The organism is Streptomyces sp. NPDC107538, assembly GCF_055657445.1.
This window is the reverse complement of sequence record NZ_JBVKAY010000002.1, coordinates 165,494-189,057: the sequence shown is the minus strand read 5'-3', so window position 1 is coordinate 189,057 and position 23,564 is coordinate 165,494. Positions and strand designations below refer to the sequence as shown.

The 23,564-nt window shown below is 71.0% G+C and carries 24 protein-coding genes and 1 pseudogene; 11 read left to right on the top strand and 14 right to left on the bottom strand.

All coding sequences use genetic code 11. The features are described from left to right. Positions 1 to 9 precede the first annotated feature (9 nt). The 4 genes and pseudogenes from ACZ7MG_RS06700 to ACZ7MG_RS06685 all read left to right on the top strand — a co-directional run bounded on the left by ACZ7MG_RS06700 (position 10) and on the right by ACZ7MG_RS06685 (position 3,743). Positions 10 to 1,131: a family 2 encapsulin nanocompartment cargo protein polyprenyl transferase gene (locus ACZ7MG_RS06700; RefSeq protein WP_471946117.1), complete on the top strand. Its 1,122-nt coding sequence runs from the start codon at positions 10 to 12 to the stop codon at positions 1,129 to 1,131. A gap of 283 nt (positions 1,132 to 1,414) precedes the next feature. Further along, complete coding sequence (locus tag ACZ7MG_RS06695) at positions 1,415 to 1,816, top strand: hypothetical protein (protein ID WP_471387519.1); 402 nt, start codon at positions 1,415 to 1,417, stop codon at positions 1,814 to 1,816. A gap of 157 nt (positions 1,817 to 1,973) precedes the next feature. Next, the gene (locus ACZ7MG_RS06690) at positions 1,974 to 2,387 is read left to right on the top strand and encodes a YciI family protein (RefSeq protein ID WP_471387516.1); all 414 of its coding nucleotides are present in this window, start codon (positions 1,974 to 1,976) and stop codon (positions 2,385 to 2,387) included. Positions 2,388 to 2,454: 67 nt separating this feature from the next. Then, positions 2,455 to 3,743: pseudogene (locus ACZ7MG_RS06685) on the top strand (RNA polymerase sigma factor). A gap of 54 nt (positions 3,744 to 3,797) precedes the next feature. Here ACZ7MG_RS06685 and ACZ7MG_RS06680 read toward each other — a convergent pair. The 7 genes from ACZ7MG_RS06680 to ACZ7MG_RS06650 all read right to left on the bottom strand — a co-directional run bounded on the left by ACZ7MG_RS06680 (position 3,798) and on the right by ACZ7MG_RS06650 (position 10,221). Beyond that, positions 3,798 to 4,610 (bottom strand): VOC family protein, encoded by an 813-nt coding sequence (locus ACZ7MG_RS06680; RefSeq protein WP_471387515.1) that lies wholly within the window; start codon positions 4,608 to 4,610, stop codon positions 3,798 to 3,800. Positions 4,611 to 4,703: 93 nt separating this feature from the next. Then, positions 4,704 to 5,150, bottom strand: a complete 447-nt coding sequence (locus ACZ7MG_RS06675) for a VOC family protein (RefSeq protein ID WP_471387512.1) — start codon at positions 5,148 to 5,150, stop codon at positions 4,704 to 4,706. Positions 5,151 to 5,159: 9 nt separating this feature from the next. After that, complete coding sequence (locus tag ACZ7MG_RS06670) at positions 5,160 to 5,585, bottom strand: helix-turn-helix transcriptional regulator (protein ID WP_471387509.1); 426 nt, start codon at positions 5,583 to 5,585, stop codon at positions 5,160 to 5,162. Positions 5,586 to 5,643: 58 nt separating this feature from the next. After that, entirely contained in the window at positions 5,644 to 6,525 is an 882-nt protein-coding gene (locus ACZ7MG_RS06665; protein WP_471388262.1) for a carbohydrate ABC transporter permease, read from the bottom strand. Between the two features lie 34 nt (positions 6,526 to 6,559). Further along, on the bottom strand, positions 6,560 to 7,546 hold the full coding sequence (locus ACZ7MG_RS06660; RefSeq protein WP_471387506.1) for a carbohydrate ABC transporter permease: 987 nt from the start codon (positions 7,544 to 7,546) through the stop codon (positions 6,560 to 6,562). Positions 7,547 to 7,645: 99 nt separating this feature from the next. Next, positions 7,646 to 9,001 (bottom strand): ABC transporter substrate-binding protein, encoded by a 1,356-nt coding sequence (locus tag ACZ7MG_RS06655; RefSeq protein WP_471387504.1) that lies wholly within the window; start codon positions 8,999 to 9,001, stop codon positions 7,646 to 7,648. Positions 9,002 to 9,201: 200 nt separating this feature from the next. Continuing rightward, the gene (locus ACZ7MG_RS06650; protein WP_471387502.1) at positions 9,202 to 10,221 is read right to left on the bottom strand and encodes a LacI family DNA-binding transcriptional regulator; all 1,020 of its coding nucleotides are present in this window, start codon (positions 10,219 to 10,221) and stop codon (positions 9,202 to 9,204) included. Between the two features lie 183 nt (positions 10,222 to 10,404). Here ACZ7MG_RS06650 and ACZ7MG_RS06645 point away from each other — a divergent pair, with 183 nt between their 5' ends. Continuing rightward, positions 10,405 to 11,760: a glycoside hydrolase family protein gene (locus ACZ7MG_RS06645; protein WP_471387499.1), complete on the top strand. Its 1,356-nt coding sequence runs from the start codon at positions 10,405 to 10,407 to the stop codon at positions 11,758 to 11,760. Positions 11,761 to 11,900: 140 nt separating this feature from the next. Here the strand turns inward: ACZ7MG_RS06645 and sodN are convergent, their stop codons facing one another. Beyond that, complete coding sequence (sodN, locus tag ACZ7MG_RS06640; RefSeq protein ID WP_351404147.1) at positions 11,901 to 12,296, bottom strand: superoxide dismutase, Ni; 396 nt, start codon at positions 12,294 to 12,296, stop codon at positions 11,901 to 11,903. 156 nt (positions 12,297 to 12,452) lie between these two features. On the opposite strand from sodN, the gene sodX reads away from it, so the two are divergent. Beyond that, complete coding sequence (gene sodX, locus ACZ7MG_RS06635; protein ID WP_471387496.1) at positions 12,453 to 12,911, top strand: nickel-type superoxide dismutase maturation protease; 459 nt, start codon at positions 12,453 to 12,455, stop codon at positions 12,909 to 12,911. On the opposite strand, the gene ACZ7MG_RS06630 is transcribed toward sodX, so the two are convergent. After that, entirely contained in the window at positions 12,815 to 13,444 is a 630-nt protein-coding gene (locus tag ACZ7MG_RS06630) for a CGNR zinc finger domain-containing protein (RefSeq protein ID WP_471387493.1), read from the bottom strand. The two genes, sodX and ACZ7MG_RS06630, sit on opposite strands and share 97 nt — an antisense overlap. 134 nt (positions 13,445 to 13,578) lie before the next feature. Here ACZ7MG_RS06630 and ACZ7MG_RS06625 point away from each other — a divergent pair, with 134 nt between their 5' ends. Further along, positions 13,579 to 14,337 carry a class I SAM-dependent methyltransferase gene (locus ACZ7MG_RS06625; protein ID WP_471387490.1) on the top strand — a complete coding sequence of 253 codons (759 nt, stop codon included), beginning with the start codon at positions 13,579 to 13,581 and terminating at the stop codon, positions 14,335 to 14,337. Positions 14,338 to 14,417: 80 nt separating this feature from the next. Here the strand turns inward: ACZ7MG_RS06625 and ACZ7MG_RS06620 are convergent, their stop codons facing one another. Genes ACZ7MG_RS06620 through ACZ7MG_RS06610 form a run of 3 tightly spaced genes read right to left on the bottom strand, consistent with a single transcriptional unit; the run spans position 14,418 to position 17,132 of the window. Next, positions 14,418 to 15,179, bottom strand: a complete 762-nt coding sequence (locus ACZ7MG_RS06620; RefSeq protein ID WP_471387489.1) for an amino acid ABC transporter ATP-binding protein — start codon at positions 15,177 to 15,179, stop codon at positions 14,418 to 14,420. After that, positions 15,176 to 16,117, bottom strand: a complete 942-nt coding sequence (locus tag ACZ7MG_RS06615; protein WP_471387486.1) for an amino acid ABC transporter permease — start codon at positions 16,115 to 16,117, stop codon at positions 15,176 to 15,178. Before ACZ7MG_RS06615 ends, ACZ7MG_RS06620 begins: the two co-directional genes overlap by 4 nt. Before the next feature lie 49 nt (positions 16,118 to 16,166). After that, positions 16,167 to 17,132 carry an ABC transporter substrate-binding protein gene (locus ACZ7MG_RS06610; protein WP_471387484.1) on the bottom strand — a complete coding sequence of 322 codons (966 nt, stop codon included), beginning with the start codon at positions 17,130 to 17,132 and terminating at the stop codon, positions 16,167 to 16,169. A gap of 612 nt (positions 17,133 to 17,744) precedes the next feature. On the opposite strand from ACZ7MG_RS06610, the gene ACZ7MG_RS06605 reads away from it, so the two are divergent. The 4 genes from ACZ7MG_RS06605 to ACZ7MG_RS06590 all read left to right on the top strand — a co-directional run bounded on the left by ACZ7MG_RS06605 (position 17,745) and on the right by ACZ7MG_RS06590 (position 21,144). Then, the gene (locus ACZ7MG_RS06605) at positions 17,745 to 18,986 is read left to right on the top strand and encodes an NAD(P)-dependent malic enzyme (RefSeq protein ID WP_471387481.1); all 1,242 of its coding nucleotides are present in this window, start codon (positions 17,745 to 17,747) and stop codon (positions 18,984 to 18,986) included. Between the two features lie 339 nt (positions 18,987 to 19,325). Then, the gene (locus ACZ7MG_RS06600) at positions 19,326 to 20,291 is read left to right on the top strand and encodes a zinc-binding dehydrogenase (RefSeq protein WP_471387478.1); all 966 of its coding nucleotides are present in this window, start codon (positions 19,326 to 19,328) and stop codon (positions 20,289 to 20,291) included. Positions 20,292 to 20,353: 62 nt separating this feature from the next. After that, complete coding sequence (locus tag ACZ7MG_RS06595) at positions 20,354 to 20,563, top strand: helix-turn-helix domain-containing protein (protein ID WP_471387475.1); 210 nt, start codon at positions 20,354 to 20,356, stop codon at positions 20,561 to 20,563. After that, the gene (locus tag ACZ7MG_RS06590; RefSeq protein ID WP_471387473.1) at positions 20,563 to 21,144 is read left to right on the top strand and encodes a Clp protease N-terminal domain-containing protein; all 582 of its coding nucleotides are present in this window, start codon (positions 20,563 to 20,565) and stop codon (positions 21,142 to 21,144) included. The genes ACZ7MG_RS06595 and ACZ7MG_RS06590 overlap by 1 nt, the downstream gene beginning before the upstream one ends. Before the next feature lie 153 nt (positions 21,145 to 21,297). On the opposite strand, the gene ACZ7MG_RS06585 is transcribed toward ACZ7MG_RS06590, so the two are convergent. Together ACZ7MG_RS06585 and ACZ7MG_RS06580 are read right to left on the bottom strand one after the other, a co-directional pair. Further along, on the bottom strand, positions 21,298 to 22,422 hold the full coding sequence (locus tag ACZ7MG_RS06585; RefSeq protein WP_471387470.1) for a PadR family transcriptional regulator: 1,125 nt from the start codon (positions 22,420 to 22,422) through the stop codon (positions 21,298 to 21,300). A gap of 1 nt (position 22,423) precedes the next feature. Beyond that, a complete protein-coding gene (locus ACZ7MG_RS06580) occupies positions 22,424 to 23,512 on the bottom strand; it encodes a DUF4097 family beta strand repeat-containing protein (RefSeq protein ID WP_471387467.1) in 1,089 nt (362 codons plus the stop codon). Between the last annotated feature and the right edge of the window lie 52 nt (positions 23,513 to 23,564).

Below are 23,564 nucleotides of genomic sequence, written 5' to 3'. Positions count from 1 at the left end.
GGCGATCCCATGGGTGAGTTCATGACGGAGACCAAGTCGGGTCCCGCCGGGTCGGCGGGAGCCGTGGATCGGAGGACAGCGCTGGATCCGACGGGGGGCGGGGCGAGTCCGGCCGACGGACAGGAGGCGGTGGGGATCCTGGAGCAGGCCCGGGTGTCCGTCGACCCCGAACTGCGACGGGCCGTCGAGTCGTTGCCCGGTTCGATGCGCCGGGTCGCGCGCTACCACTTCGGCTGGGAGGACGCGGACGGCACCCCCTCCGCGGGCAACGCGGGCAAGGCGATACGCCCGGCACTGGTCCTGGCCGCGGTCGGCGCGCTCGGCGGCCGCGAGTCCGTCGCCGTGCGGGCCGCGGCCGCGGTGGAACTGGTGCACAACTTCACACTGCTGCACGACGACGTGATGGACCGGGACACCACCCGCAGACACCGGGCCACCGCGTGGACCGTGTTCGGCGTCCCCGCTGCGATCCTCGCCGGGGACGCGTTACAGGCCCTCGCTCAGCAACTGCTCGCCGAGGACCCGCATCCGGCGTCGGCCGCGGCCTCCGCACGGCTCGCGGCCTGTGTCGTCGAACTGTGCGCGGGCCAGCACACGGACACCGAGATGGAGGGCCGCAGGCCCGAGGAGGTCACCCTCGACGAGGTGCTCGCCATGGCCGAGGCGAAGACGGGCGCGCTGCTCGGCTGCGCCTGCGCGGTGGGGGCGTTGTACGCGGGGGCCGGCGCGGAGGACGTCGAGGCCCTGGACGCGTTCGGGCGGGAGGCCGGACTCGCCTTCCAGCTCATCGACGACGTGATCGGCATCTGGGGGGACCCGAGCCGCACGGGCAAGCCGGCCGGGGCGGATCTCATGGTCCGCAAGAAGTCCCTCCCCGTGGTCGCCGCGCTCGCCTCCGGCACTCCGGAGGCCGCGGAACTCGCCGAGCTGTACGGACTGCCTTACACCGAGGGGGACCTGGAGCGTACGGCGCTGGTGGTGGAGCGGGCCGGTGGCCGTGACTGGGCTCAGGTCCAGGCGGCCGATCACATGGCGCGGGCGATGCACGAACTGTCGCGTGCCGTTCCGGATCCGGCGTCGGCCGGGGGGCTGCTCGCGCTGGCCGAGTTCGTGACGCGACGCAGTAGCTGAGGGGGAGCGGGGCCGGAGTGGCGCGGCGGCCGAGGTGGGGCCGTGTGCCGGGTGATGCTCCGGAGGTGGTGGTGCCGTGTCGACCTGACCCTGCGCGGTGCCGGTGCCTTCGGATGGTCGGTGGGTCCCGCACATCCCCACGGTGTGCGGGGCCCACCCAGGGCCGCGCCGTACCCCGTCGTGCGGGGCTCCGGCATGCCGGTGTCCGGCTCCGGCTTCGCCTACTCCGCGTTCATGCTCACGGCGGGGAGCGTTCCGACCCCGGCGGTCATACCCTGAGGACATGGGCATCGACGAACAGGTCTGCCCGGTCTGCGGACAGCCCGTGGCCACGGTCGTACGGCGGCACAAGACGTTCGGCGCGTGGGTACCCGTATGGAGTCCGGGTCCGTGCAGGAACCAAGAGTGTGCGGTGTATGTCGACGAGGCCGTCGAGGCCGAGGAGGCCGCCGCGGAGAAGCCCCGGGCGGTGGCCCGGCGCACACACGGCACCCACCACACGCACGGCGGTCATGACGTGCGGGAGGCGAAGGCCGGGCCCGAGACCGTCGAGTCGACGGCACAGGCGGCACAGACGGCACAGACGGCACAGACGGCCAGGACGGATGCGGCGGATGCGGCGGCCGGGGCGGCCGGAGCGAACGAGGCGGCAGCCGGGGCGGCCGGGGCGAGGAGTGAGGAGTAGAGCGGCCTGGGGGCCCGAGTCGTGGGTTCGTCCGGTCCGGAGAAGAACTCGGGGAAACATCGCGCGGGTGTGTCGAGAAGCGCGAGGCGGCTCCGACGTCTCCTGTGAGAGCCGCCCGCCCGGGTGGTTCGAACCGAGGAAGACGAGGAGCGGACTCATGAAGTACCTGATGATGGTCCTGGGCACCCAGGCGGACTACGAGGGCATGCGCGGCAAGGCATCCGAGCACTCCCCGGCCTGGACGCCGGAGCAGTTGCAGGCCATGTACGCCCACATGGGCGCGATCAACGACGACCTCGCGGAGACCGGGGAGATGATCGACGGCCAGGGGCTGGCCGAGCCGGACCGGACCCGGTTCGTCACGGCCGGCGCCGACGGCGAGCCGGTGATCACGGACGGGCCGTACCCGGAGACCAAGGAGCTGCTGGCCGGCTACTGGCTCCTGGACTGCGCGAGCCTGGACCGGGTCACGGAGATCGCTGCCCGCGTCGCGCGGTGCCCCGGCCCCGAGGGGCTCACGGAGTATCCGGTGGTCATCCGGCCCGTGCTGGACGGCGCGGGGGACATCTGAGCCGCCGGGAGTCGGCCGGACGCCGAAGGGGGTTCAGGGCGGGGCTCCGAGAGGTTCGGTAGGGCGGATGAGCGAGGTCGAGGGCCTGTTGCGCCGGTGCGCGCCGCAGGTCCTCGGCGCGCTGGTGCGGCGGTACGGGCACTTCTCCGCCGCCGAGGACGCCGTGCAGGAGGCGTTGCTCGCGGCGGCCGGGCAGTGGCCGTCGCAGGGGGTGCCGGACAATCCGCGCGGGTGGTTGGTCAAGGTGGCCTCGCGGCGGCTGACGGACGCGTTGCGCGGTGAGCGGGCCCGGCGGCTGCGGGAGGAGAGGGCGGCGGCGCTGACGCCGCGCGACGCGTTCGTGACGCCGGAGCCGGGGACGGACCGGGCGCCGAACGAGGACGACACCCTGACCCTGCTCTTCCTGTGCTGCCACCCCGCACTGTCGGTGCCCGCGCAGATCGCGCTGACGCTACGGGCGGTCGGCGGGCTGACCACGGCCGAGATCGCGCGAGCGTGTCTGGTGCCCGAGCCGACGATGGCCGTGGGGGTCCCCCCGGTTCGAGCGAAGTCGAGAATTGGGGGAGAGTCAGCCGGGCCAAGCGGAAAGTTCGGGGGGTGCGGTTCGGGCGGCCCGACAACTGGGAGGAACGGCTGCCCGCCGTGTTGCAGGTCCTGTATCTCGTGTTCAACGAGGGATACACGGCCACGTCCGGGCCGCGTCTGCGGCGGCCCGATCTGGCGGCCGAGGCGATCCGCCTGACGCGGACGGTGCGGCGGCTGCTGCCCGAGGACCGTGAGGTGGCCGGGTTGCTGGCGCTGATGCTCCTCACCGACGCACGGCGGGCCGCGCGCACGGACGCGCGGGGCGAGTTGGTGCCGCTCGACGAACAGGACCGGGCGCGGTGGGACAAGGCGGCCGTCGAGGAGGGGGTCGCGCTGATGACCTGGGCCCTGTCGGGGGCGAGGGGGAGGGCGGGGCCGTATCAGGTGCGGGCCGCGATCGCCGCGGTGCACGACGAGGCGGACTCGTACGACGCCACGGACTGGCGGGAGATTCTCGGGCTCTACGACGTGCTGGTGGAACTGGTTCCCGGGCCGGTCGAGCGGCTCAGCCGGGTGGTCGCGGTGGCCATGGTGCGAGGGCCGCGGGCCGGGCTCGCCGAGTTGGCGGAGCTGGGGGACGACACGGCCGTGATCGGGCACCGGGTGGAGGCGGTCCGGGGCCACCTCCTGGAGCGGGCGGGGGAGCCACAGGCCGCGCGAGCCGCGTACGAGTCGGCCGCACGACGCACGCTGAGCCTCCCCGAGCAGCGCTACCTGCTGACACGGGCGGCTCGGCTGACGGGGGGTGACGGCGGAGAGGGGCGTGGGTGAGACAGAGGGGTGTGGGTGGGGGAGGGCGTGGGGCCTGGGTGAGGGGCGCCGGCGTCACGCCGTCCCGGTGGGCAGTCCGCCCGTCTCCGGTGATCTTCCCGTCAGGCAGTACGTGCCGCCCGAGGGGTCTCGCATCACTGTCCAGTGCGGGTGGTGGGCGACGACGGTGGCGCCGAGGGACTCGTGGTGGGTGCGGGTGGTGTCGATGTCGGCGCAGGCGAGGTCGAGGTGGGCGGAGGCGGGGCGCGGGGTGTCGAGGCGCTGGACGAGGATACGGATGGGGAGCGGGGCCGGTGGGCGCAGGACATGGAACTCCGGGCGTGAGCCCGGGCGGGAGTCCCAGCCCGACAGGGCCGTCCAGAACGCCACCTCGCCCTCGAAGGCGGCCGGTGCCACGTCCAGGCACACCTGGTCGAGCCGGCTGTCGTCGACCACCGGCGGCCGCACGGACTCCCCGTGCCACGGCACCGCGCAGAACAGGTGCCCGGCGGGCGAGCGCAGCACCGCCCAGCCCTCGTGCGGGGCGGCCACCTCGGCGCCGAGCCGGACCGCCCGGTCGACGAGCGCGGTGACGTCCTCGACGGCCAGGTCCAGATGGGCGCCGCCGGGACCGGCCAGGACACCCTGCGCCTTCACGCACGCGTCGCCCGTCCCGGGCAGCAGGGTCACGAACTCTGCCTGGTCACCGCGTGGTTCGGAGAGCTTCGTCGCCGTGACCGCCGTCCAGAAGGCGCACGCCCGCTCGAAGGCGGCCACCGGCCGGTCGACGAAGGCGTACACCCACCGGATCGCCCCGCCCGCTCCCCCCGAGCCCGCGTTCCCGCTGCCGTTGTCCCCGCTGCCGTCGTTCCCGCCCACTCCACCCACAGCGCCGCTCCCTCTCGCACGGTCCGCCCTCATGGCCGGCCGACTCGTACGGTCTCCCGCCACCGCGCTCCACGCAACGAGGTTTCCGCCCCGCTACGGCCGGCGCTGCATGAAGCGCAGCATGTTGCCCGCCGGGTCGCGGAAGGCGCAGTCGCGGACGCCGTACGGCTGGTCCATGGGCTCCTGGAGGACATCCGCGCCGGAGGCCTCGACGCGGGCGTACAGGGCGTCGCAGTCGGTGGTGGTGAAGTTGACCCCGCGCAGGACGCCCTTGGCGAGGAGCGTGGCGATGGTCTCGCGGTCGGCGGCGGAGATGTCGGGGTCGGCGGCCGGGGGCTCCAGGACGATCTCGACGTCCGGTTGGAGCGGAGACCCCACGGTGACCCAGCGCATGCCCTCGAAGCCCACGTCACCGCGGACCTCCATGCCCAGCACATCGCGGTAGAAGGCGAGCGCCTTGTCGTGGTCGTCCACGGCGAGGAAGCACTGGGCGAGCTTCACGTCGGCGGCAGCTGATCTGCTTGCGTCGTTCGTAGCCATGCCCTCACGCTAGGACGCTTCGCCCGGTTCCGCCGTGCGTATGCGATGCCGGGTCGGCCGGGTCAGGCGCTTCGCCACGCACGCGGGGATCGCCGCGCTCTCCTCGTGCGACCGCGCCCGGTACGCGCTCGGTGTCTCGCCGACCAGCTCGGTGAAGCGGGAGCTGAAGGAGCCCAGCGACGTACACCCCACCTCGACGCACACCTCGGTCACCGTCAGGTCACCCCGGCGCAGCAGCGCCTTGGCGCGCTCTATGCGGCGGGTCATGAGATAGCCGTACGGGGTCTCGCCGAAGGCCGCGCGGAAGCTGCGCTGGAAGTGTCCGGGGGACATCAGCGCGGTGCGGGCGAGGGCGGTCACATCCAGCGGCTCGGCGTACTCGCGGTCCATGCGGTCCCGCGCCCGCCGCAGCCGCACCAGATCGTCCCGGTTCATGCACACAGCATCGCACCGACCACTGACAACGGGGAGGGAGAGCCGGGAGAGAGGGCCGTCACCCCTTCACCGCCGAGCTGGCCACCCCCTGGACGAACCACCGCTGGAAGAAGGCGAAGACGATCAGGACCGGGAGGACCAGGAGGACACCGAAGGCGAGGATCTGGCCCCAGTCCGGGGGCTGCTGCCCCTGGAAGACGCTCATCTCCAGCGGCAGCGGCCGTACCGACGGGTCGGAGACCATCAGCACCGGCCACAGGAACGAACCCCACTGGGTGAGGAAGGTCAGGATCGCCACGGACGCGAACGCCGGCTTCGACATCGGGACGATGATCGCGAAGAACGTGCGCCACGGGCCCGCCCCGTCCAGCCGGGCGGCCTCCTCGATGCTCGGCGGGATCGAGCGGAAGAACGTGTGGAACTGATAGACCGAGAAGGCGTTGGCGATGAAGGGCAGCGCCTGGATGAAGAGGGTGTTCCGCTGGTCGTTGAAGAGATAGAACAGCGGTACGGCCACCGATTCGAACGGGACCAGCATCAGCAGCAGGACCAGGGTGAACACCGCTTCCCGGCCACGCCACTTCAGTCGCGAGAGCCCGTACGCGGCCATCGAGTTGATGAACAGGCCCCCGGTCACGACCACGAACGCCAGCAGCAGCGAGACGCCCATGAACTGCCAGAAGTAGCCGGTGCTGTCGGAGTTCAGGCTGTCCAGGACCGCGGTGTAGTTGTCGAAGGACAGCTGGGTGGGGAGGAAACCGGACAGGCCGTCGAGGACCTCGTCGGACGGCTTGAGGCTGCCCAGGAGGAGGTAGAGGACGGGCAGCGCGAAGACGAACGCCAGGACGGACAGGACGGCGTAGTCGAGGAAGCGGCGCAGCGGTGCGCGGGTCCGGCCGGTCGCGACCGTACCCATGTGATCAGTCCCGATCGTGCTCATGCTCATGTGATCAGTCCCCATCGTGCTCATGCGATCAGTCCTCGTTGTCGGGCCGGACGACGCGGCGCTGGATCAGGGTCAGGACGACGACGATCAGGAAGAAGACGACGGTGATCGCGGACGCCTGGCCGATGTTGTTCTGGTCGAAGGCGGTGGTGACGGCCTCGTACATCACCGTCCGCGCGGCGTCCTCGTCGAGTCCGCCGCCCTTGACCAGGACGTACACCTGGTCGAAGACCCGGAACGACAGCACCGAGGTCAGGAGGGCGACGAAGACGAGGGTGCCCCGGATACCAGGCAGGGTGACGTGCCGGAACTGCTGCCACCGGGAGGCGCGGTCCAGTTCGGCGGCCTCGTACAGCTCGCCCGGGATCTGCTGGAGCCCCGCGAGCAGGATGACCATCTGGAAGCCCACGCCCTGCCACACCGACAGCACGATGATCGAGGCCATCGCCGTCAGCCCGTCGCCGAGCCAGTCGAACGCGCCCCAGTGGCCGAGACTCACCGCGTCCAGCGCGGAGTTGAGCATGCCCTGGTCGCTGCGGGCGAGGATCAGCCGCCAGATCACGGCGACCAGCGCCATCGGGAAGACGACAGGCATGAAGAAGATCGACCGGAACAGACCGATCGCCTTCAGCTTGCGGTTGAGGAGGATCGCGAGGCCGAGCGCGAGGCCCGTCTGGAGGGGTACGACGACCACGGCGAAGGTCAGGTTGTTGAGCAGTGCCCGCAGGAACGGGCCGGACAGGTCGGGGTCGGTGAACAGCCGCCGGTACTGCTCGACCCCGAAGAAGGTGGGCTCCAGCGGGGAGCCGAGGCGCACGTTGTAGAAGGAGAGCACCACGGCGTAGCAGAAGGGGATGCCGACGAAGGCGATCAGCCCGGCGACGGCGGGGGCGGACATCAGCAGTCCGTGCAGCCGGTCGCGGTCGCGGCGGGACGGCCGCGGGGCCGGTGCGTCGGCGGGGGAGGCCTGCTGCCGGCCGGAGGCGGCCGCGGGCGCGGGTTCCACGGTTTTCACGGGGTCCTCTTTCCGGCGGGGCGGGCGGCGGCCACGGGGTGCGCGCCCGCCCCGGCCGATGGGTTCGACCGGGCCCGATGGGTCCGAGAGAGCGCGTCCTTACGGGATCTCGTAGCCGGCGTTGTCCGAGAAGTCCCGGTCGATGGCGCGGGCGGCCTCGGACAGGGCGTCCTTCGGGTCGGCGCCGCCGTAGATCGAGTTGACCGCCTCGCTGAACTTCGCGGTCACCACGGGGTATCCGGCGGTCACCGGGCGGGTGACGGCGACGCAGGACGTGCCGATGTCGCTGTCACCACAGGGCTTGGCGAGCTGGTCGGCGAAGAGCTGGAGCGGGCCGCCCTGCTTGTAGAGATCGCTGGCCGCGAGCGCGGACTTGGTGGCGGGCGGGGCGCCGTTGGCCTTCGTCATGGCGGTGACATTGGCGTCGCCCAGCAGGGAGTCCAGGAACGTTCCCGCGGCCTTGGCGTTCTTGGAGTCGGCTCCGACGCCCCAGGCCCAGGAGCCCTGGCCGGTCTTGGGGCCCTCGCCGAAGTCGGGCAGCGGCAGCACCACCAGGTCGTCGCCGAGCGCCTCGCTGTAGGCGGGGTACATCCAGTGCCCGACCCAGCTGAGCGCGACCCGGCCCTTGGCGAAGGCGTTGCCGTCGGTGTTGGGGTCGGTGTACGCCTTCCAGGACTGGAAGGTCTTCATCGCCGCCACCACGGCCGGGGTGTCGAGGGCGCCCTCCGCCTTGCCGTCCTTGAGCAGGGCGCCGCCGGCCGACCAGACGATCGGGGCGAAGCCGTAGGTGCCCCACTCGTTGGCATAGCCGGAACCTTCCTGCAGGTCGATGACCTTGCCGTCGGAGTCCTTCGCCTTGAGCGCCTTGAGCGCGGCGTCGAACTGGTCCGCCGTCCAGGCGTCGTCCACGCCCTTCGGATACGTCACCCCGGCCGCGTCCAGCAGCTTCTTGCTGCCGTACATACCGAGCCCGGAGTCGAACATGCCCAGGCCGTAGTGCTTGCCGTCGATCTCGCCCTGCGCCTTGCTCGCGTCGGTGGCGTTGTCGAGGGTCTTGGCGGAGACGTAGTCGTCGATCGGGGCGAGCTTCTTGTTGTAGACGAAGTTCGCCATGGTCGGGCCGTCGAACTCCAGGACGTCCGGCAGCTTGTCGGGCGACGTCGCCGTGATCGTCTTGGTGTAGTCGGTCTCCGGTATCAGCTTCAGCTCGACCTTGATCTTGTCCTGCGAGGAGTTGAACGACTTCACCGCGCTCTGCAGCGCCTCCGACTCGCTCTTCTGACCCTGGTGGGCCCAGACGCTGATCGTCCCCTCACCGCTGCCGGCCTCGGCGGAGGTGTCGCCTCCGCCGCCTCCGCCGCAGGCGGCCAGCGCCGCCAGCGGGAGGACCAGGGCCAGTCCCGTACGGGCCGTGCGGCGGAACCTTCTGCTGGTCGAACTGGTGGTCGGGTTCATGGTGTGTGCCTCCGTGCGGGATGAGGGTGCGAAGTGCGGGGGCTTTCCGGAGCGAGGGGTGCGGAGATCGCGGGTGAAGCCGTCGTGATCGGGGGGTGTGGGGTCAAGAGGGGTGCGCGGACGGGGAGTTGCTACCCGTGCGGGCGGGTCGGCAGTGGTGACGGTGGTGGCGCCGGCCATGGCGAGGGCGGTCGTGGTGGTCACTGCGGTCCGCGCGGGCGCGGCGGAGCGGTCGTCTCGCGCAGGACGAGCCGGATGGGCATCTGCACATGGCCGGGCTGGTCGGCGTCCGGCTCGTCCAGCTGCCGCAGCAGCAGCCGGGCGGCCTCCGCGCCCTGTCCGGCGACCGGCTGGGCGACGGTGGTCAGCCCGACCACATCGGCGAGTTCGTGGTCGTCGAAGCCGACCACGGAGACGTCGTCCGGCACCCGCAGCCGATGCCGTCTGAGCGCGCGCAACGCGCCCATCGCCATCTCGTCGGACTGGGCGAACACGGCCGTAGGCGGCCGGGACGCGGCCAGCAGTTCGGTCATCGCCCGCTCCCCGCCGTCGACGGTGTAGTCGCCGTCCGCCACCAGCGCCGGGTCCGGCTCGATCCCGGCCTCGGCGAGGACGTGCAGATAGGCGGTGCGCCGGTCCACGGGCGTGGTCCAGTGCAGCGGGCCGCTGGCTCCGGAGACCATGCCGATCCGGCGATGGCCGAGGTTCACCAGATGCCGTACGGCGCTCTCCGCGCCCGCCCGGTCGTCGATGCCGACCACCGTGAAGCCGGGCCGGGGGCCGCCGACCGTCGAGGCCAGCGGCACCCCGAGCGAGCGCAGGGCGGCCGACTCGTCCTCGTCCGGGATGAGCAGCGACAGCACCGCGTCGACCCGCTTGCGCACCGGCAGCTTGGTGAAGAACCGCTTCCGCGCCTCGGGCGAGCCCAGGTTGTAGAGCAGCACGTCGTACCCGGCGGCGCTGAACACCTGCTCGGCGGCGTCCAGCACGGTGCCGAAGAACCAGCGGCCGATGTACGGGGCGACGACCCCGATCGTGTAGGTGCGCCCACTGGCCAGGCTGGACGCCGAGCGGGAGGCGGTGTAGCCGAGTTGTGCGGCGACGGCCGCGATCTGGGCGCGCACCTCGTCCGAGACGCCCGTCCGGCCCCGCAGCGCGCGGGACACGGTGGACGCCGAGACCCCGGCGGCTCGGGCGACATCGGTGATGCTGACCGTCACGGCGGTTTTCTCCCGTCGGTTTCACGTCGATGTGGTCGGTGGGTGACGTGACCGTAAACCCGGCCTCCTTGTTGCGCAAGCGTTTGCGTTCAGTTTTACTTGCGCTGATTCTCAAGCGAGACCTTCCGTACCCGTGGTCAGCGCACACGTTTGGGCGCTACGAGCCGACAGGAACTGCTGCGCATGCGATACGCCCCGCCCGGCCTCTGCGTGAACGACTTCGCCCTGCTCCGCGACGACGACGGCACCTACACCGTGCTGCATCTCCAGGGCCCCTGGACCACCGAGTTCGACCATCTGCGGATGGAGACCTCCTACGGCCGGGCCACCTCCGCCGACCTGGTCGGCTGGCGGCCCGAGGGCACCGCCTTCGGCAACGGCCCGCCCGGCCGCTTCGACCAGCAGGCGGTCTGGACGATGCACCCCTTCCGCCACGGCACCACCGGTATGGCGATGGTTTACACCGGCGTGAGCGGACTGACGCCGGAGGGCTGGCCGCTGCAGTCCGTGGGCCTCGCGTACTCCGACCGCACGGACGGCACGGGCTGGCGGCGCCACGGCACCGCCCCCGTGGTCGAGGCGGACCCCCGCTGGTACCGGACCGCCGACCGCATGGGCTGGCGCGACCCCTTCGTGGTGCGCGACGACGAGGGCGACGGCTGGGCGATGGTGATCTGCGCGGCCGACGCCTCGCTCCCGGTGGACGTCAGCGGCTGTGTGGCCTGGGCCACCTCCCCGGATCTCGAACACTGGACGGTCCACCCGCCGTTGATCTCCCCGGGCGACGTGGACGAGTTGGAGTGCCCCGTCCTGGAACGCCTGGACGACGGCACCTGGCTCCTCCTCGGTTCCGTCGGCGCCACCCGGGGCTTCGAGGCATGGACGGCCCCCCGGCTGCGCGGCCCCTGGACCCGCCGGGGCCAACTCGGCCCCACCGGGGCGTACGCCCCCCGCGTGATCCCCGCCCCGGACGGCTCCCGGGTCGTTCTGCACACCACCCCCCGCCGGGTGGGCCTCACCGACACCGGCGCCCCCTGCCGGGGCATGCTCGCCCAGCCCAAGTCCCTGGTCGTACCCGCCGACTCACCGCCCCACCTGGCCTGGTGGCCGGGCCTGGACGCCTGGCTCGGCGCCCCGACGACAGCCCCCGCTCTGCACGCGGTCGGCGACATCGACGTCTCCGGCCGCCCCGTGGACATCACCCTCCGCACGGTCACCGCCGGCTCGGACGACCCCGCGCTCACACTCACCTGCGACGGCAAGAACCTCCGCGTCACGGGCCGCTCCGGCACCCCGCTCGCCGAGACGGTCCTCCCCGACCCCCCCACGTCCCTGCGGGTCCTGACGATCGGCGAATACGTGGAGGTCTACGCGGACGGCGTCTTCGTCCTCACCGCCCTCTCCTACTCCGGGCACCCCGCCCCCTGGACGGCGACCACCGAGAACCACACCCGCACCGTCCCCGTCCGCCCCCTCCGCCTCCCGGACCCCACCCGCGACGACGCCTCGGCGATCTGGCCGGGCCCCACCCCGAACTGACCCGCCGCACCCGGGCGTTCGGGACGGCCGCGCACCGCGCCCGAACACGACCGCACCCCCCGAACACGACCGCACCCGGCCCGTCACACCGCCGTTCGGGACGGCGGCATACGGACCGGGTGCGGGCGAGAGAGGCCGGGTCAGGCCTTCTTGGTCTCCCAGAAGATCTTGTCGATCTGGGCGATGTAGTCGAGCGCCTTCTGGCCCGTGGCCGGGTCGGTCGAGCCCTTGGCGGCCGAGAGGGCCTTGAGGGCGTCGTTGACCAGCTGGTGCAGCTCCGGGTACTTCTCGAAGTGCGGGGGCTTGAAGTAGTCGCTCCAGAGGACCGACACGTGGTGCTTGGCCAGCTCGGCGCGCTGCTCCTTGATGACGGTGGCGCGAGCCTGGAAGTGAGGGTCGTCGTTGGCGGCCATCTTGTCCTGCACGGCCTTCACCGACTCCGCCTCGATGCGGGCCTGGGCCGGGTCGTACACGCCGCAGGGCAGGTCGCAGTGGGCGCTGACCTTGACCTTGGGGGCAAACAGGCGGGAAAGCATGGAGCATTCCTTCCTCGTGATCGTCTTCTCAGGTGGGACATTACTCCCTGCGAGAGAGGTTTTCGCGAGTGCCCCCATGGGCTTAGGACAAAAGTCCGGGGTCAGACTGGGACTGGCGGAGCACTGGAGAGGAACGGACCGGGGAGGTGCCGGGTGATGCCGGAGCCGTCGCAGGAGAGCGGGCCGGAGAGTGGGCCGGGGATCGAGCGGGGGAGGGCCCTCCTGCCCTTCGGGGTGGCCGAGGTCACGGGGCCCTCGATGGTTCCCACGCTGCGCCACGGGGACCAGTTGCTCGTCCACTACGGGGCCCGACTCGGGGTCGGTGACGTGCTCGTGCTGCGCCACCCCTTCCAGCAGGACCTGCTGGTCGTGAAGCGGATCGCCGAGCGGCGCGACGGCGGCTGGTGGGTGCTCGGGGACAACGCGTACGCGGGCGGGGACAGCACGGACTACGGCGTCGTCCCCGACGAACTGGTGCTGGGGAAGGTGCGGTTCCGGTACCGGCCCCGGCCCGAGGGTCAGCGTTCGCCGTTCGCGCTCGCCCGCTGGGTGCTCTCGGCCGCCAGGCCCGTGTTCGGCGACCGGTCCGCCTCCAGGCGTTTGCGGGCCCGGTAGGCCGCCACGTTGGCGCGGGTCGCACAGCGGTCCGAACAGTAGCGCCGGGAACGGTTGGTGGAGGTGTCGAGGTAGGCGTTGCGGCACGGCGCCGCCTCGCACAGGCCGAGCCGGTCCACGCCGTACTCGGTGAGGTGGAAGGCGAGACCCATCGCGGCGATGGCGGCGTAGCCCGCCGTCGCGTTGGACGGGTGGTCCGCCAGATGCATGTGCCACAGCGGGCGGCCGTCGTCGTCCCGGAAGTCGTGCCCGGAGATCTGCGGGTTCACCGGGAACTCCAGCAGCAGCGAGTTCAGCAGGTCCACGGCGAGGGTCTCGTCGCCGTCGTTCGCCGCCTCGAAGACCGAGCGCAGCCGGGACCGCACCGACCGGAACCGGGTGACATCGGCGTCCGTCGCCCGCCGGGCCGCCTGCCGGCTGGGCCCGAAGAGATCGCGGACGGCCTCCACCGAGGTGAGCGTGTCCTTGCCCCGAGCCGGTTCCTCGGTGTTGACGAGGCGTACGGCATAGTCCGAGTAATGGGCCAGTTCCACTTGTAGTCCTTACGGGGGCGCTCTATGGTCGTAATGCGGGACAGGTAATGGCTGCTCGTGCTTACAGGGTATTACGCGACTGCGGGAAGTACCGGAAGTACGGGACCACGCGGGACACGGAGGAAGGGGACCTCATGACCACCACGGCCGGCACCGACTGGCACGCCTGGCAGGAGAGCTGGGACCGGCAGCAGGAGATGTACCTGCCGGACCGCGAGGAGCGGTTCCGGGTGATGCTCGACATGGTCGAGGCCTTCACCGGCCCCGAGCCCCGTGTCCTCGACCTCGCCTGCGGTACGGGTTCCATCACGTCCAGACTCCTCGCGCGGTTCCCGAAGGCCGTCAGCACCGGCGTGGACCTCGACCCCGCGCTGCTCACCATCGCCGAGGGCACGTTCACGGGCGACCCGCGGGTCACCCTCGTCACCGCCGACCTCACCGACCCCGCCTGGACGACCCGGCTGCCGTACGACACGTACGACGCCGTCCTGACGGCCACCGCCCTGCACTGGCTGCACAGCGAACCCCTCGCCGCCCTCTACGGTCAGGTCGCGGAACTCGTCCGCGACGGCGGTGTCTTCATGAACGCGGACCACATGATCGACGAGTCGACGCCCCGGATCAACGCGGCGGAGCGCGCCCACCGGCACACGGGTATGGAACAGGCCAAGGCGGCCGGTGTTCTCGACTGGGCCGAATGGTGGCAGCTCGCGGCCGAGGACCCCGTGCTCGCCGCGCCGACGGCCCGCCGTTTCGCGATCTACGGCGAGCACGCGGAGGGTGACACACCCTCCGTCGACTGGCATGTCCGGGTCCTGCGCGAGCGGGGCTTCGCCGAGGCCCGCCCGGTGTGGTGCTCGCCCTCCGACTCGCTGGTCCTGGCGGTGAAGTAGACCACCGGGCGCCGCACGGGTGAGGGGCGGTACGGAATCCCGTACCGCCCCTCACCTGGTCGTGCGACCGCGCTACCGCCCTACAGCACCTTGGACAGGAACGACTGGGTGCGCTCCTCCTGCGGGTTGGTCAGGACGTCACGGGGGTTGCCGGACTCGACGACCACACCGCCGTCCATGAAGACCAGGCTGTCGCCGACCTCGCGGGCGAAGCCCATCTCGTGGGTGACGACGACCATCGTCATCCCGGACTCGGCCAGGTCGCGCATGACGTCGAGGACGTCGCCGACCAGCTCCGGGTCGAGCGCCGAGGTCGGCTCGTCGAAGAGCATCAGCTTCGGCTCCATGGCCAGCGCGCGGGCGATGGCCACCCGCTGCTGCTGGCCGCCGGAGAGCTGGGAGGGGTAGTTGCCCGCCTTGTCGCCGAGGCCGACGCGCTCCAGCAGCTCATGGGCGCGCTCACGGGCCTGGCCCCTGCTGACGCCCTTGACCTGGATCGGCGCCTCCATGACGTTCTCCGCGGCCGTCATGTGCGGGAACAGGTTGAAGCGCTGGAACACCATGCCGATGTCACGCCGCTTGAGCGCGACCTCGCTGTCCTTCAGCTCGTACAGCTTGTCGCCCTTCTGGCGGTAGCCGACCAGCTCGCCGTCGACGTACAGCCGCCCGGCGTTGATCTTCTCAAGGTGGTTGATGCACCTGAGGAAGGTGGACTTGCCGGAGCCGGACGGGCCGATGAGGCAGAACACCTCGCCCGTCTGCACCTCCAGATCGATGCCCTTGAGGACCTCGACGGGGCCGAACGACTTGTGGATGCCCTCGGCCTTCACCATGGCGGTCATGCCGGGGCTCCCTTCGTGCGGCGCACGGGCAGTACGGCCGTCTTCAGACGCTGGATCGGTGTCGGCGGGAGGGACCGCGAGGACCCCTTCGCGTAGTGCCTCTCCAGGTAGTACTGCCCCACGCTGAAGATGCTGGTCAGGATCAGGTACCAGGCGGCGGCGAGGAACAGCATCTCCACCGTGGAACCCGAGCCCTGGCCGATGTCCTGGGCCGCCTTGAGCAGATCCACGTACTGCACCGTCGAGACGAGCGACGTGGTCTTCAGCATGTTGATGACCTCGTTGCCCGTGGGCGGCACGATCACGCGCATCGCCTGCGGGATGACGATCCGGCGCAGCGTCTTGGAGTGGCTCATACCGAGCGCGTGCGACGCCTCGGTCTGGCCCTCGTCGACCGACAGCAGACCGGCCCGGCAGATCTCCGCCATGTACGCGGCCTCGTTGAGACCGAGGCCGAGCAGCGCCGTCAGCAGCGGCGTCATGAAGGACGACCAGTAGTCCTTGTAGATCGGACCGAGGTTGATGTACTCGAAGACCAGGCCGAGGTTGAACCAGACGAAGAGCTGGACCAGGACCGGGGTGCCGCGGAAGAACCAGATGTAGAACCACGCGACGGACGACGTCACCGGGTTCTTCGACAGCCGCATCACGGCGAGCAGGATGCCGCCGACGATGCCGATCACCATGGACAGCACGGTGAGCAGGAGGGTGTTCAGGACGCCCTCGATGATGCGGTCGTCGAAGAAGTAGTCGGGGACCGCGCCCCAGTTGATCTTCTTCGCCTGCGCGAACGCGTAGACGATCGAACCGAGGAGGGCGAGTGCGATGGCCGCGGACACATAGCGCCCCGGGTGCCGGACCGGAACGGCCTTGAGGGCCTCCGGGCCGGCGGGGGGCGTGTCCGAGGGACCGTCCGTCTTGCTGACGTCAACAGTCACGGGTGGAGCCTTTCAGGAACGAGCAGAACCGAGCCGGGATCAGCGGGGATCAGGTGCCGCCGTTGATCTTGGCCTCGGTGATCGCGCCGTCCTCGACGCCCCACTTCTTGATGATCTTCTCGTACTCGCCGCTGTCGATGATCGCCTTCACGGCGGCCTGCAGCGCGTCCCGCAGCTCGGTGTTGTCCTTCGCCACGGCGATGCCGTACGGGCCGGCCTCGACCTGGTCGCCGACGATCTCGAAGTAGTCGCCGCCGCCGGAGGTCTTCACCGAGTACGCGGCCACCGGGTAGTCGGCGGAGACGACGTCCGCGCCCTTGGAGCGCATCCGGGTCTCGGCCTCGGGGTTGGTGGCGAAGTCCTCGATCTTGAGGGCCTCCTTCTTGTCGTCCTTGCACTTCTTCGCCTGGTCCTTGGCGAGGTCGTGCGAGAACGTGTTGCGCTGCACCGCGATCGTCTTGCCGCACAGGTCGTCCCAGGTCTTGATGCCCTGGTCGTCGCCCTTGTTGGTGTACAGCGAGACACCCGCGGTGAAGTAGTCGACGAAGTCGACGCCGGCGCCGACCTTCTTGCCGGTGTCGGCGTCGATGCCCTCCTGGCGGTCCTTGGTGTCCGTCATGGCCGACATCGCGATGTCGTACCGCTTGGCCGCCAGACCACCGATGAGGGTGTCGAAGGTGGCGTTCTGGAACTTGAAGTCCACACCGAGCTGCTCGCCCATCGCGTTCGCGATGTCGATGTCGATGCCGACGACCTTGCCGGAGGAGTCCTTGTACTCCACCGGGGCGTACGCGATGTCCGAGCCGACGTTGATCACGCCCTTGTCCCGGACGGCCGCGGGCAGCTTGTCGGCCAGCGGGGCCGCACTGGTGGAGGTGTCGTCGGAACCGTTGTCCTTGTTCTTGGTCTGGTCACCGCAGCCGGTGAGCAGCAGGGCGCCCGCGACCGCGATCGCTCCGACCGCGGCTGTACGGGAACGCAGGCCGGTCGTACGACAGGTGGTGCTTGCGGTCATGGTGGGTTCCTCCGGCGGGGGTGGTGTGGAGTTGCCGACAGGTCGACGAATAACACGCGTCTTCGAGTGTGGCGACCTCGTGTGATTACGGCATCTTGCCATTCGGGCATGTGCATTCAGATGACCGGCCATGTCAAAATCGGATAACGGGTGACCCCCCGAATGACTCATGAACCGCTGCGGACCAGGTGATCACGCCGGACGCTGTGCGGGAATCCCGCCTTCCGGCCGGAAGATCTTCGGTGCATCTCAGGATGCGGTCGGCCACGAACTCCGCGCACGTGGCTGTACGGGACTTGTCGTGAAGTGTCCCGACTTGTCCGGTCATCCGTCGAAGAGTCGAACCACCCATGATCGTCTTCAAATGACCTTCGAGTTGTGACCTTCGAGGTATGAAGACGTATGGACTCGTCCTCGGCGCCGTCCGTCCGGTAAGAAGGTTCCTTACACCCCTCATCCGGGGCCCAGGGCGCGTGTGCGGCGCGCCCGTCGCGTCTGAGCCCGCAGGCGTCGCCGTACGTATCGGTTGACCTGGGACTTACGCGGTGCCCGCCCGCTCCCGAACCGGGGGCGGTTCACCCTCAAACCATGAAGACCTAAGGGGTACACAAAGTGGCAGCGGAGATTGTCAATCCTCGCACCGACAGCGGCGACGGCAGTACGGGTCAGGAGGGCGGCGGGGAGCCCCTCAATTCCCTGGACTCCTTCGATCCCGCCTTCGCCCTGCACCGCGGCGGCAAGATGGCCGTGCAGGCCACCGTGCCGATCCGGGACAAGGACGACCTGTCCCTCGCCTACACGCCCGGCGTCGCGCGGGTGTGCACCGCCATCGCCGAGCAGCCCGACCTGGTCAACGACTACACCTGGAAGTCGTCGGTCGTCGCCGTCGTGACGGACGGTACGGCGGTCCTCGGACTCGGCGACATCGGCCCCGAGGCCTCCCTCCCCGTGATGGAGGGCAAGGCGATCCTGTTCAAGCAGTTCGGCGGCGTCGACGCGGTGCCGATCGCGCTCGCCTGCACGGACGTCGACGAGATCATCGAGACCGTGGTCCGCCTCGCGCCCTCCTTCGGCGGCGTGAACCTGGAGGACATCTCCGCGCCCCGCTGCTTCGAGATCGAGAGGCGGCTGCAGGACGCGCTGGACATCCCCGTCTTCCACGACGACCAGCACGGTACGGCGGTCGTGACGCTGGCGGCGCTGCGGAACGCGGCGCGGCTGACCGGGCGGGGGCTGGGTGATCTGCGTGCGGTGATCTCGGGTGCGGGCGCGGCGGGTGTCGCCATCGCCAAGATGCTGCTGGAGGCCGGGCTCGGGGACGTCGCGGTCGCCGACCGCAAGGGCATCGTCTCGGCGGACCGTGAGGACCTCACGGCGGTCAAGCGGGAGCTGGCCGAGCTGACCAACCGGGCGGGGCTGACGGGGTCCCTGGAGGACGCCCTCGCCGGCGCGGACGTCTTCATCGGGGTCTCCGGCGGTACGGTGCCGGAGGAGGCCGTCGCCTCCATGGCCGAGAACGCGTTCGTGTTCGCCATGGCCAACCCGAACCCCGAGGTGCACCCGGATGTCGCGCACAAGTACGCGGCCGTGGTCGCCACCGGGCGGTCCGACTACCCGAACCAGATCAACAACGTGCTCGCGTTCCCCGGGATCTTCGCGGGGGCGCTTCAGGTGCGGGCCTCTCGGATCACCGAGGGGATGAAGATCGCGGCGGCTGAGGCGTTGGCGGCGGTGGTTGGGGACGATCTGGCTGCCGATTACGTCATTCCGTCGCCGTTCGACGAGCGGGTTGCTCCGGCGGTGACGGCGGCGGTGGCTGCGGCGGCTCGGGCCGAGGGTGTGGCTCGGCGTTGATGTGTCCGGGGTGGTGCGGGGTGGGTTCTCGCCCCCGCCGCCCCTACCCGTCCCATCCCCAGGGGCTGCGCCCCTTTGACCCCCAGACGTCCGTCCGGTGGGGCTTCTCGCGCAGTTCCCCGCGCCCCTTAAGGGCCTACGGCCCTTTCGGGCCGAAAAAGCAGGGGCGCAGCCCCGCTTTTTCAGGGGCGCGGGGAACTGCGCGACCAGCCCCCACCGAACCCGCACCCGCCGACGAAACCCCCCACCCCCGAGCTATTGGGCGAAGGTTCGTGACGGGACGCGTGTCACAGTCGGTGGCGGTTCCATCGATCCCGGCGTCCCCCTATGGTCAGGCGCATGTTCGCTGCCTATGCCGCCCGCATCGACCGTGACCAACCGCTCGCCGGACTGGAGTTGGGCGACCGCCCGGCCCTGGAGCCGAGGCCCGGGTGGACGACCGTCAAGGTGAAGGCCGCCTCGCTGAACCATCACGACCTCTGGTCCCTGCGCGGCGTAGGCCTCGCGGAGGACAAGCTGCCGATGATCCTCGGCTGTGACGCCGCCGGCGTCGACGAGGACGGCAACGAGGTCGTCCTGCACTCGGTGATCGGCCAGACCGGCCACGGCGTCGGCCCGAAGGAACCCCGCTCGATCCTCACCGAGCGCTACCAGGGCACCTTCGCCGAACTGGTCTCCGTCCCCACCTGGAACGTCCTCCCCAAGCCCGCGGAACTCTCCTTCGAAGAGGCCGCCTGTCTGCCCACCGCCTGGCTCACGGCCTACCGCATGCTCTTCACCAACGCCGGTGTACGACCCGGCGACTCCGTCCTCGTCCAGGGCGCCGGCGGCGGTGTCGCCACCGCCGCGATCGTGCTGGGCAAGGCGGCCGGCCTGCGGGTCTTCGCCACCAGCCGCGACGAGGCCAAGCGCAAGCGGGCCGTTGAACTGGGCGCGGTGGAGGCGCTGGAGTCGGGGGCACGGCTGCCGCAGCGCGTGGACGCGGTCATCGAGACCGTCGGCGCCGCCACCTGGTCCCACTCGGTGAAGTCGCTGCGCCCCGGCGGCAGTCTCGTCATCTCGGGCGCCACCAGCGGCGACCGCCCCTCCCACGCCGAACTCACCCGCATCTTCTTCCTCGAACTCAAGGTCGTCGGCTCCACCATGGGCACCAAGGACGAACTGGAGGACCTCCTCTCCTTCTGCGCCGCGACCGGCGTCCGCCCCGTCATCGACGAGGTCCTGCCCCTGGACCGCGCCCGCGAGGGCTTCGAACGCCTCGCGGCCGGCGACCAGTTCGGCAAGATCGTGCTCACCAGCCCCTGACCGACCCCGCCATCGTGTCAACCAGGATTGACATCGCCATGGTGTCAACGTAGGTTGACATCATGACCGAAGCAACGGATCTCGCCGAGCGCGCGGGCGATCACGACCCCCGGGTCGGACTGCGGGCCGTCGCCGCGCTGCGCAGGCTGCTGGAGCAACTGGAGTCGGTGCAGGTGCGCAGCGCGCGCAACCAGGGCTGGTCGTGGCAGGAGATCGCCGCGGAACTCGGCGTCAGCAGGCAGGCCGTGCACAAGAAGTACGGGAGGCATTGATGTTCGAACGGTTCACGAAAGACGCCCGCGCCGTGGTCCTGGGAGCGGTGGACCACGCCGAACGCGGCGACGCCCGCGACGTCACCGAGGAGCATCTCCTCCTCTCCCTGCTGGACCGCGAGGCCGGCCGCGCCTCGTTCGCCCTGGCCGCGCTGGGGCTGGCCGAGGAGGACCGCCGGGCCTCCGTGCGGCGAGGTCTCGCCGAGGCCCGCCGCCGGGGTGGTCTCTCCCGCGCCGACATGGACGCCCTCTCGGGCCTCGGCATCGACCTCACCGAGATCGTCGATCGTGTCGAAGAGGCCCACGGGGCGGGGGTGTTGGAGTCGGGCGGAAAGCGCGCCCGGAGCGGCCTGGGGCGGCTCTCCGGCCACCGGCCCTTCACCCGTGACGCCAAGGATGTGCTCACCCGCTCCCTCCGCACCGCCCACGCCCACCGTGACCGCCACATCGGTGACGAGCACCTGCTGCTCGCCCTCACCACCCGCCCCGGTGTCCCGGCCGAGGTCCTCGCGGACCACGGGGTGACGTACGAGGCGTTGGAGCGGGTTCTTTATGGGGTGGGGGAGGCCAAGGCGGGGTGAGTCGGGTGGGGCGACGGCAGTGAGGGTGGGTCGGGTACGGGGTGGGTCGGGTACGGGGTGGGGGTGAGGTGCGTCGCGGGGTGTCCGTCCGCCGTGGCTTGTCGCGCGGTTCCCCGCGCCCCTGGAGGGCGGGGCTGCGCCCCTGCCCTCCCTCTATCCCTTCGGCGCTCGCAGCGTCACTCCGATGTGGGCCGCCGCTGTCGACAGGTGGCGGCGGGCGTCCCGGAGTTGCTCCTCGGTGACTCCGTGGTCGCGGGCCGCGTCGCGGATGTCGTCGCGGAAGCGGTCCAGGAGGCGGTCGAGGTCGCGGGCCGGGTCGCCCGTGGGGCTCTCGTGCACCCAGGCGGGTTCGTAGGCGGCCGGGAAGTCCTCCGGGGTCGTCGAGTACTCGGGCTCCCCGAACCCGGCGCCGGGACCCGCCGAAGCTCCCGCCCCAGCCCCAGCCCCTGAACCCGAACCCGCATCGGTCGCCGCCCCCTTCTCCGCCCCCGTCCGCCCGAAGCCGAAGTCCTTGCCGAACTCCTTTCCGAAGTCCTTGCCGAACTCGCCGAACTCCTTGGCCAGTTCGGTCAGGCCCTCGCGTACGCCCGTCGGCCAGTCGCCCCGGGTGAAGTGGTCCTGGACGTGGTCCTGGACCCGCTTGGCGATGCGCTGAAGCTCTTCCTGGGCCTGGGTGCGGGCGTGCTCCTGGGCCTCCTTGGCCTGGCGGCGGGCGCGCTGGGCCTCGTCGCGGGCGCGGCGGCTCTCGTCCTTCGCTCGGCGGGCCTGTTCCTTCCACTCCTGCTTGACGCGGCGCATCTCCTCCTTCGCGGCGCGCCAGGACTCGTTGTCGGCGTAGGCCCCGAACTCCCCGAGCGGGCCCTGCTCCCCTTCGCCGGCCCCGCCCCCCTTGCGTGCCTCGGAGGCCGCCGCCCGCATCTCGCGGCGCAGGTCGCCCGCGGCGCCCCGGACATCGGCCCGGATCTCGGCGGCCAGCTCCGCCACCGACTCGCGGATCTCCAGCTCCAGGTCGGCCAGCTCGCCGCTGCGGTCGGCCAGTTCGGCGCGGCCCGCGTCGGTGATCGCGTACACCTTGCGGCCGCCCTCGGTGGTGTGGGTGACCAGTCCCTCGGCCTCCAGCTTGGCCAGGCGGGGGTAGACGGTGCCGGCCGAGGGTGCGTACAGGCCCTGGAAGCGCTCCTCCAGCAGGCGGATCACCTCGTAGCCATGGCGGGGCGCCTCGTCCAGCAGCTTCAGCAGATACAGCCGCAGGCGTCCGTGGGCGAAGACGGGAGGCATGTCAGAGCACCTTCTTGTCGGTCGTGCGGTCGGTCGCGCCCTCGGCCGGGCTGTGGCCTTCACTGTCGGCCCCGGTGACGTTCGAGGCGTCGCTCGGGCCGTCCTTCAGGCCGTCGCTCGGGTCGTCTGAAGGATTGTCGGTCATGGTCCCAGGCCCGGCGGCCGGTGCGGGCGCCGGCGGAGTGCCCGGCGGGGGCTCGGGCGCACCGTCCGTCGCGCTCGCGCCCGGCGGCTCCCCGGCCTCCCCTGCACCCTCCGGCTCCCCGCTCCACGGTGCCTCCTCCGCCGGGGGCCTGCGGAGGAGGGCGATGGAGCCGGAGACGGTGGTGGCCTTGAGGCGGCCCTTGCCCGTGCCGAGGCGGCCGGTGACCTTGTGGGCGCCCCAGGGGCCGCTGACGCGGAGGTCCTCGAAGGCGTTGGAGATGGTGCCGCCGGCGGTGTTGGCCTCGACCTCCGCGTCGGTCGGGTGGGGGAGGCGGAGGGCGATCTCGCCGGAGACGCTGGTGAGGCCGATGTCGGTGGGGCCGCCCGTGGGGCCGAGGTCGAGGATGATGGAGCCGCTCACCGAGTCCGCCTTCACGGTGGGGCAGGAGCCCTCCACTACGGTCAGGTCACCGGAGACGGAGCTGAGCCGGAGGTCGCCCGTGAGGGCCTGTGCCTCCACGTTCCCCGAGACCGTGGTGGCGCGCACCGGGCCCGACAGGCCGACCAGGGTGGTGTCGCCCGAGATACCCTTCACCTCCGTACGCCCGACCAGTCCGGACACGACGGCCGTGGCGCCGACCACGCCCACCTCGACACGGGTGCCCGTCGGGACGGCGAGGGACACCAGGACGCTGCGTCGCCAGCCCTTGCGGTCGAGCCACTTCAACCAGCCCTTCCAGGGCAGATCGTCGTAGGCCACGGTCAGGGTGCCGTCCTTCTGCGTCACCGTCAGGGGCGGGCCCTCGACGTCCGACACCTCCAGACGGGCGGACGCCTCGTCGGTGCCCACCACGTTCACCGTGCCGTTGACGACCCGCACGTGCAGTGCCGTCACCGGTTCGTCGAACGTGAGCTTTCGCGGCTCGGCGACGGACCACTCGGACATGTGCCGACCTCCTCCAACCAACACGCAACACGCACTATCGCGTCTTTCTCGA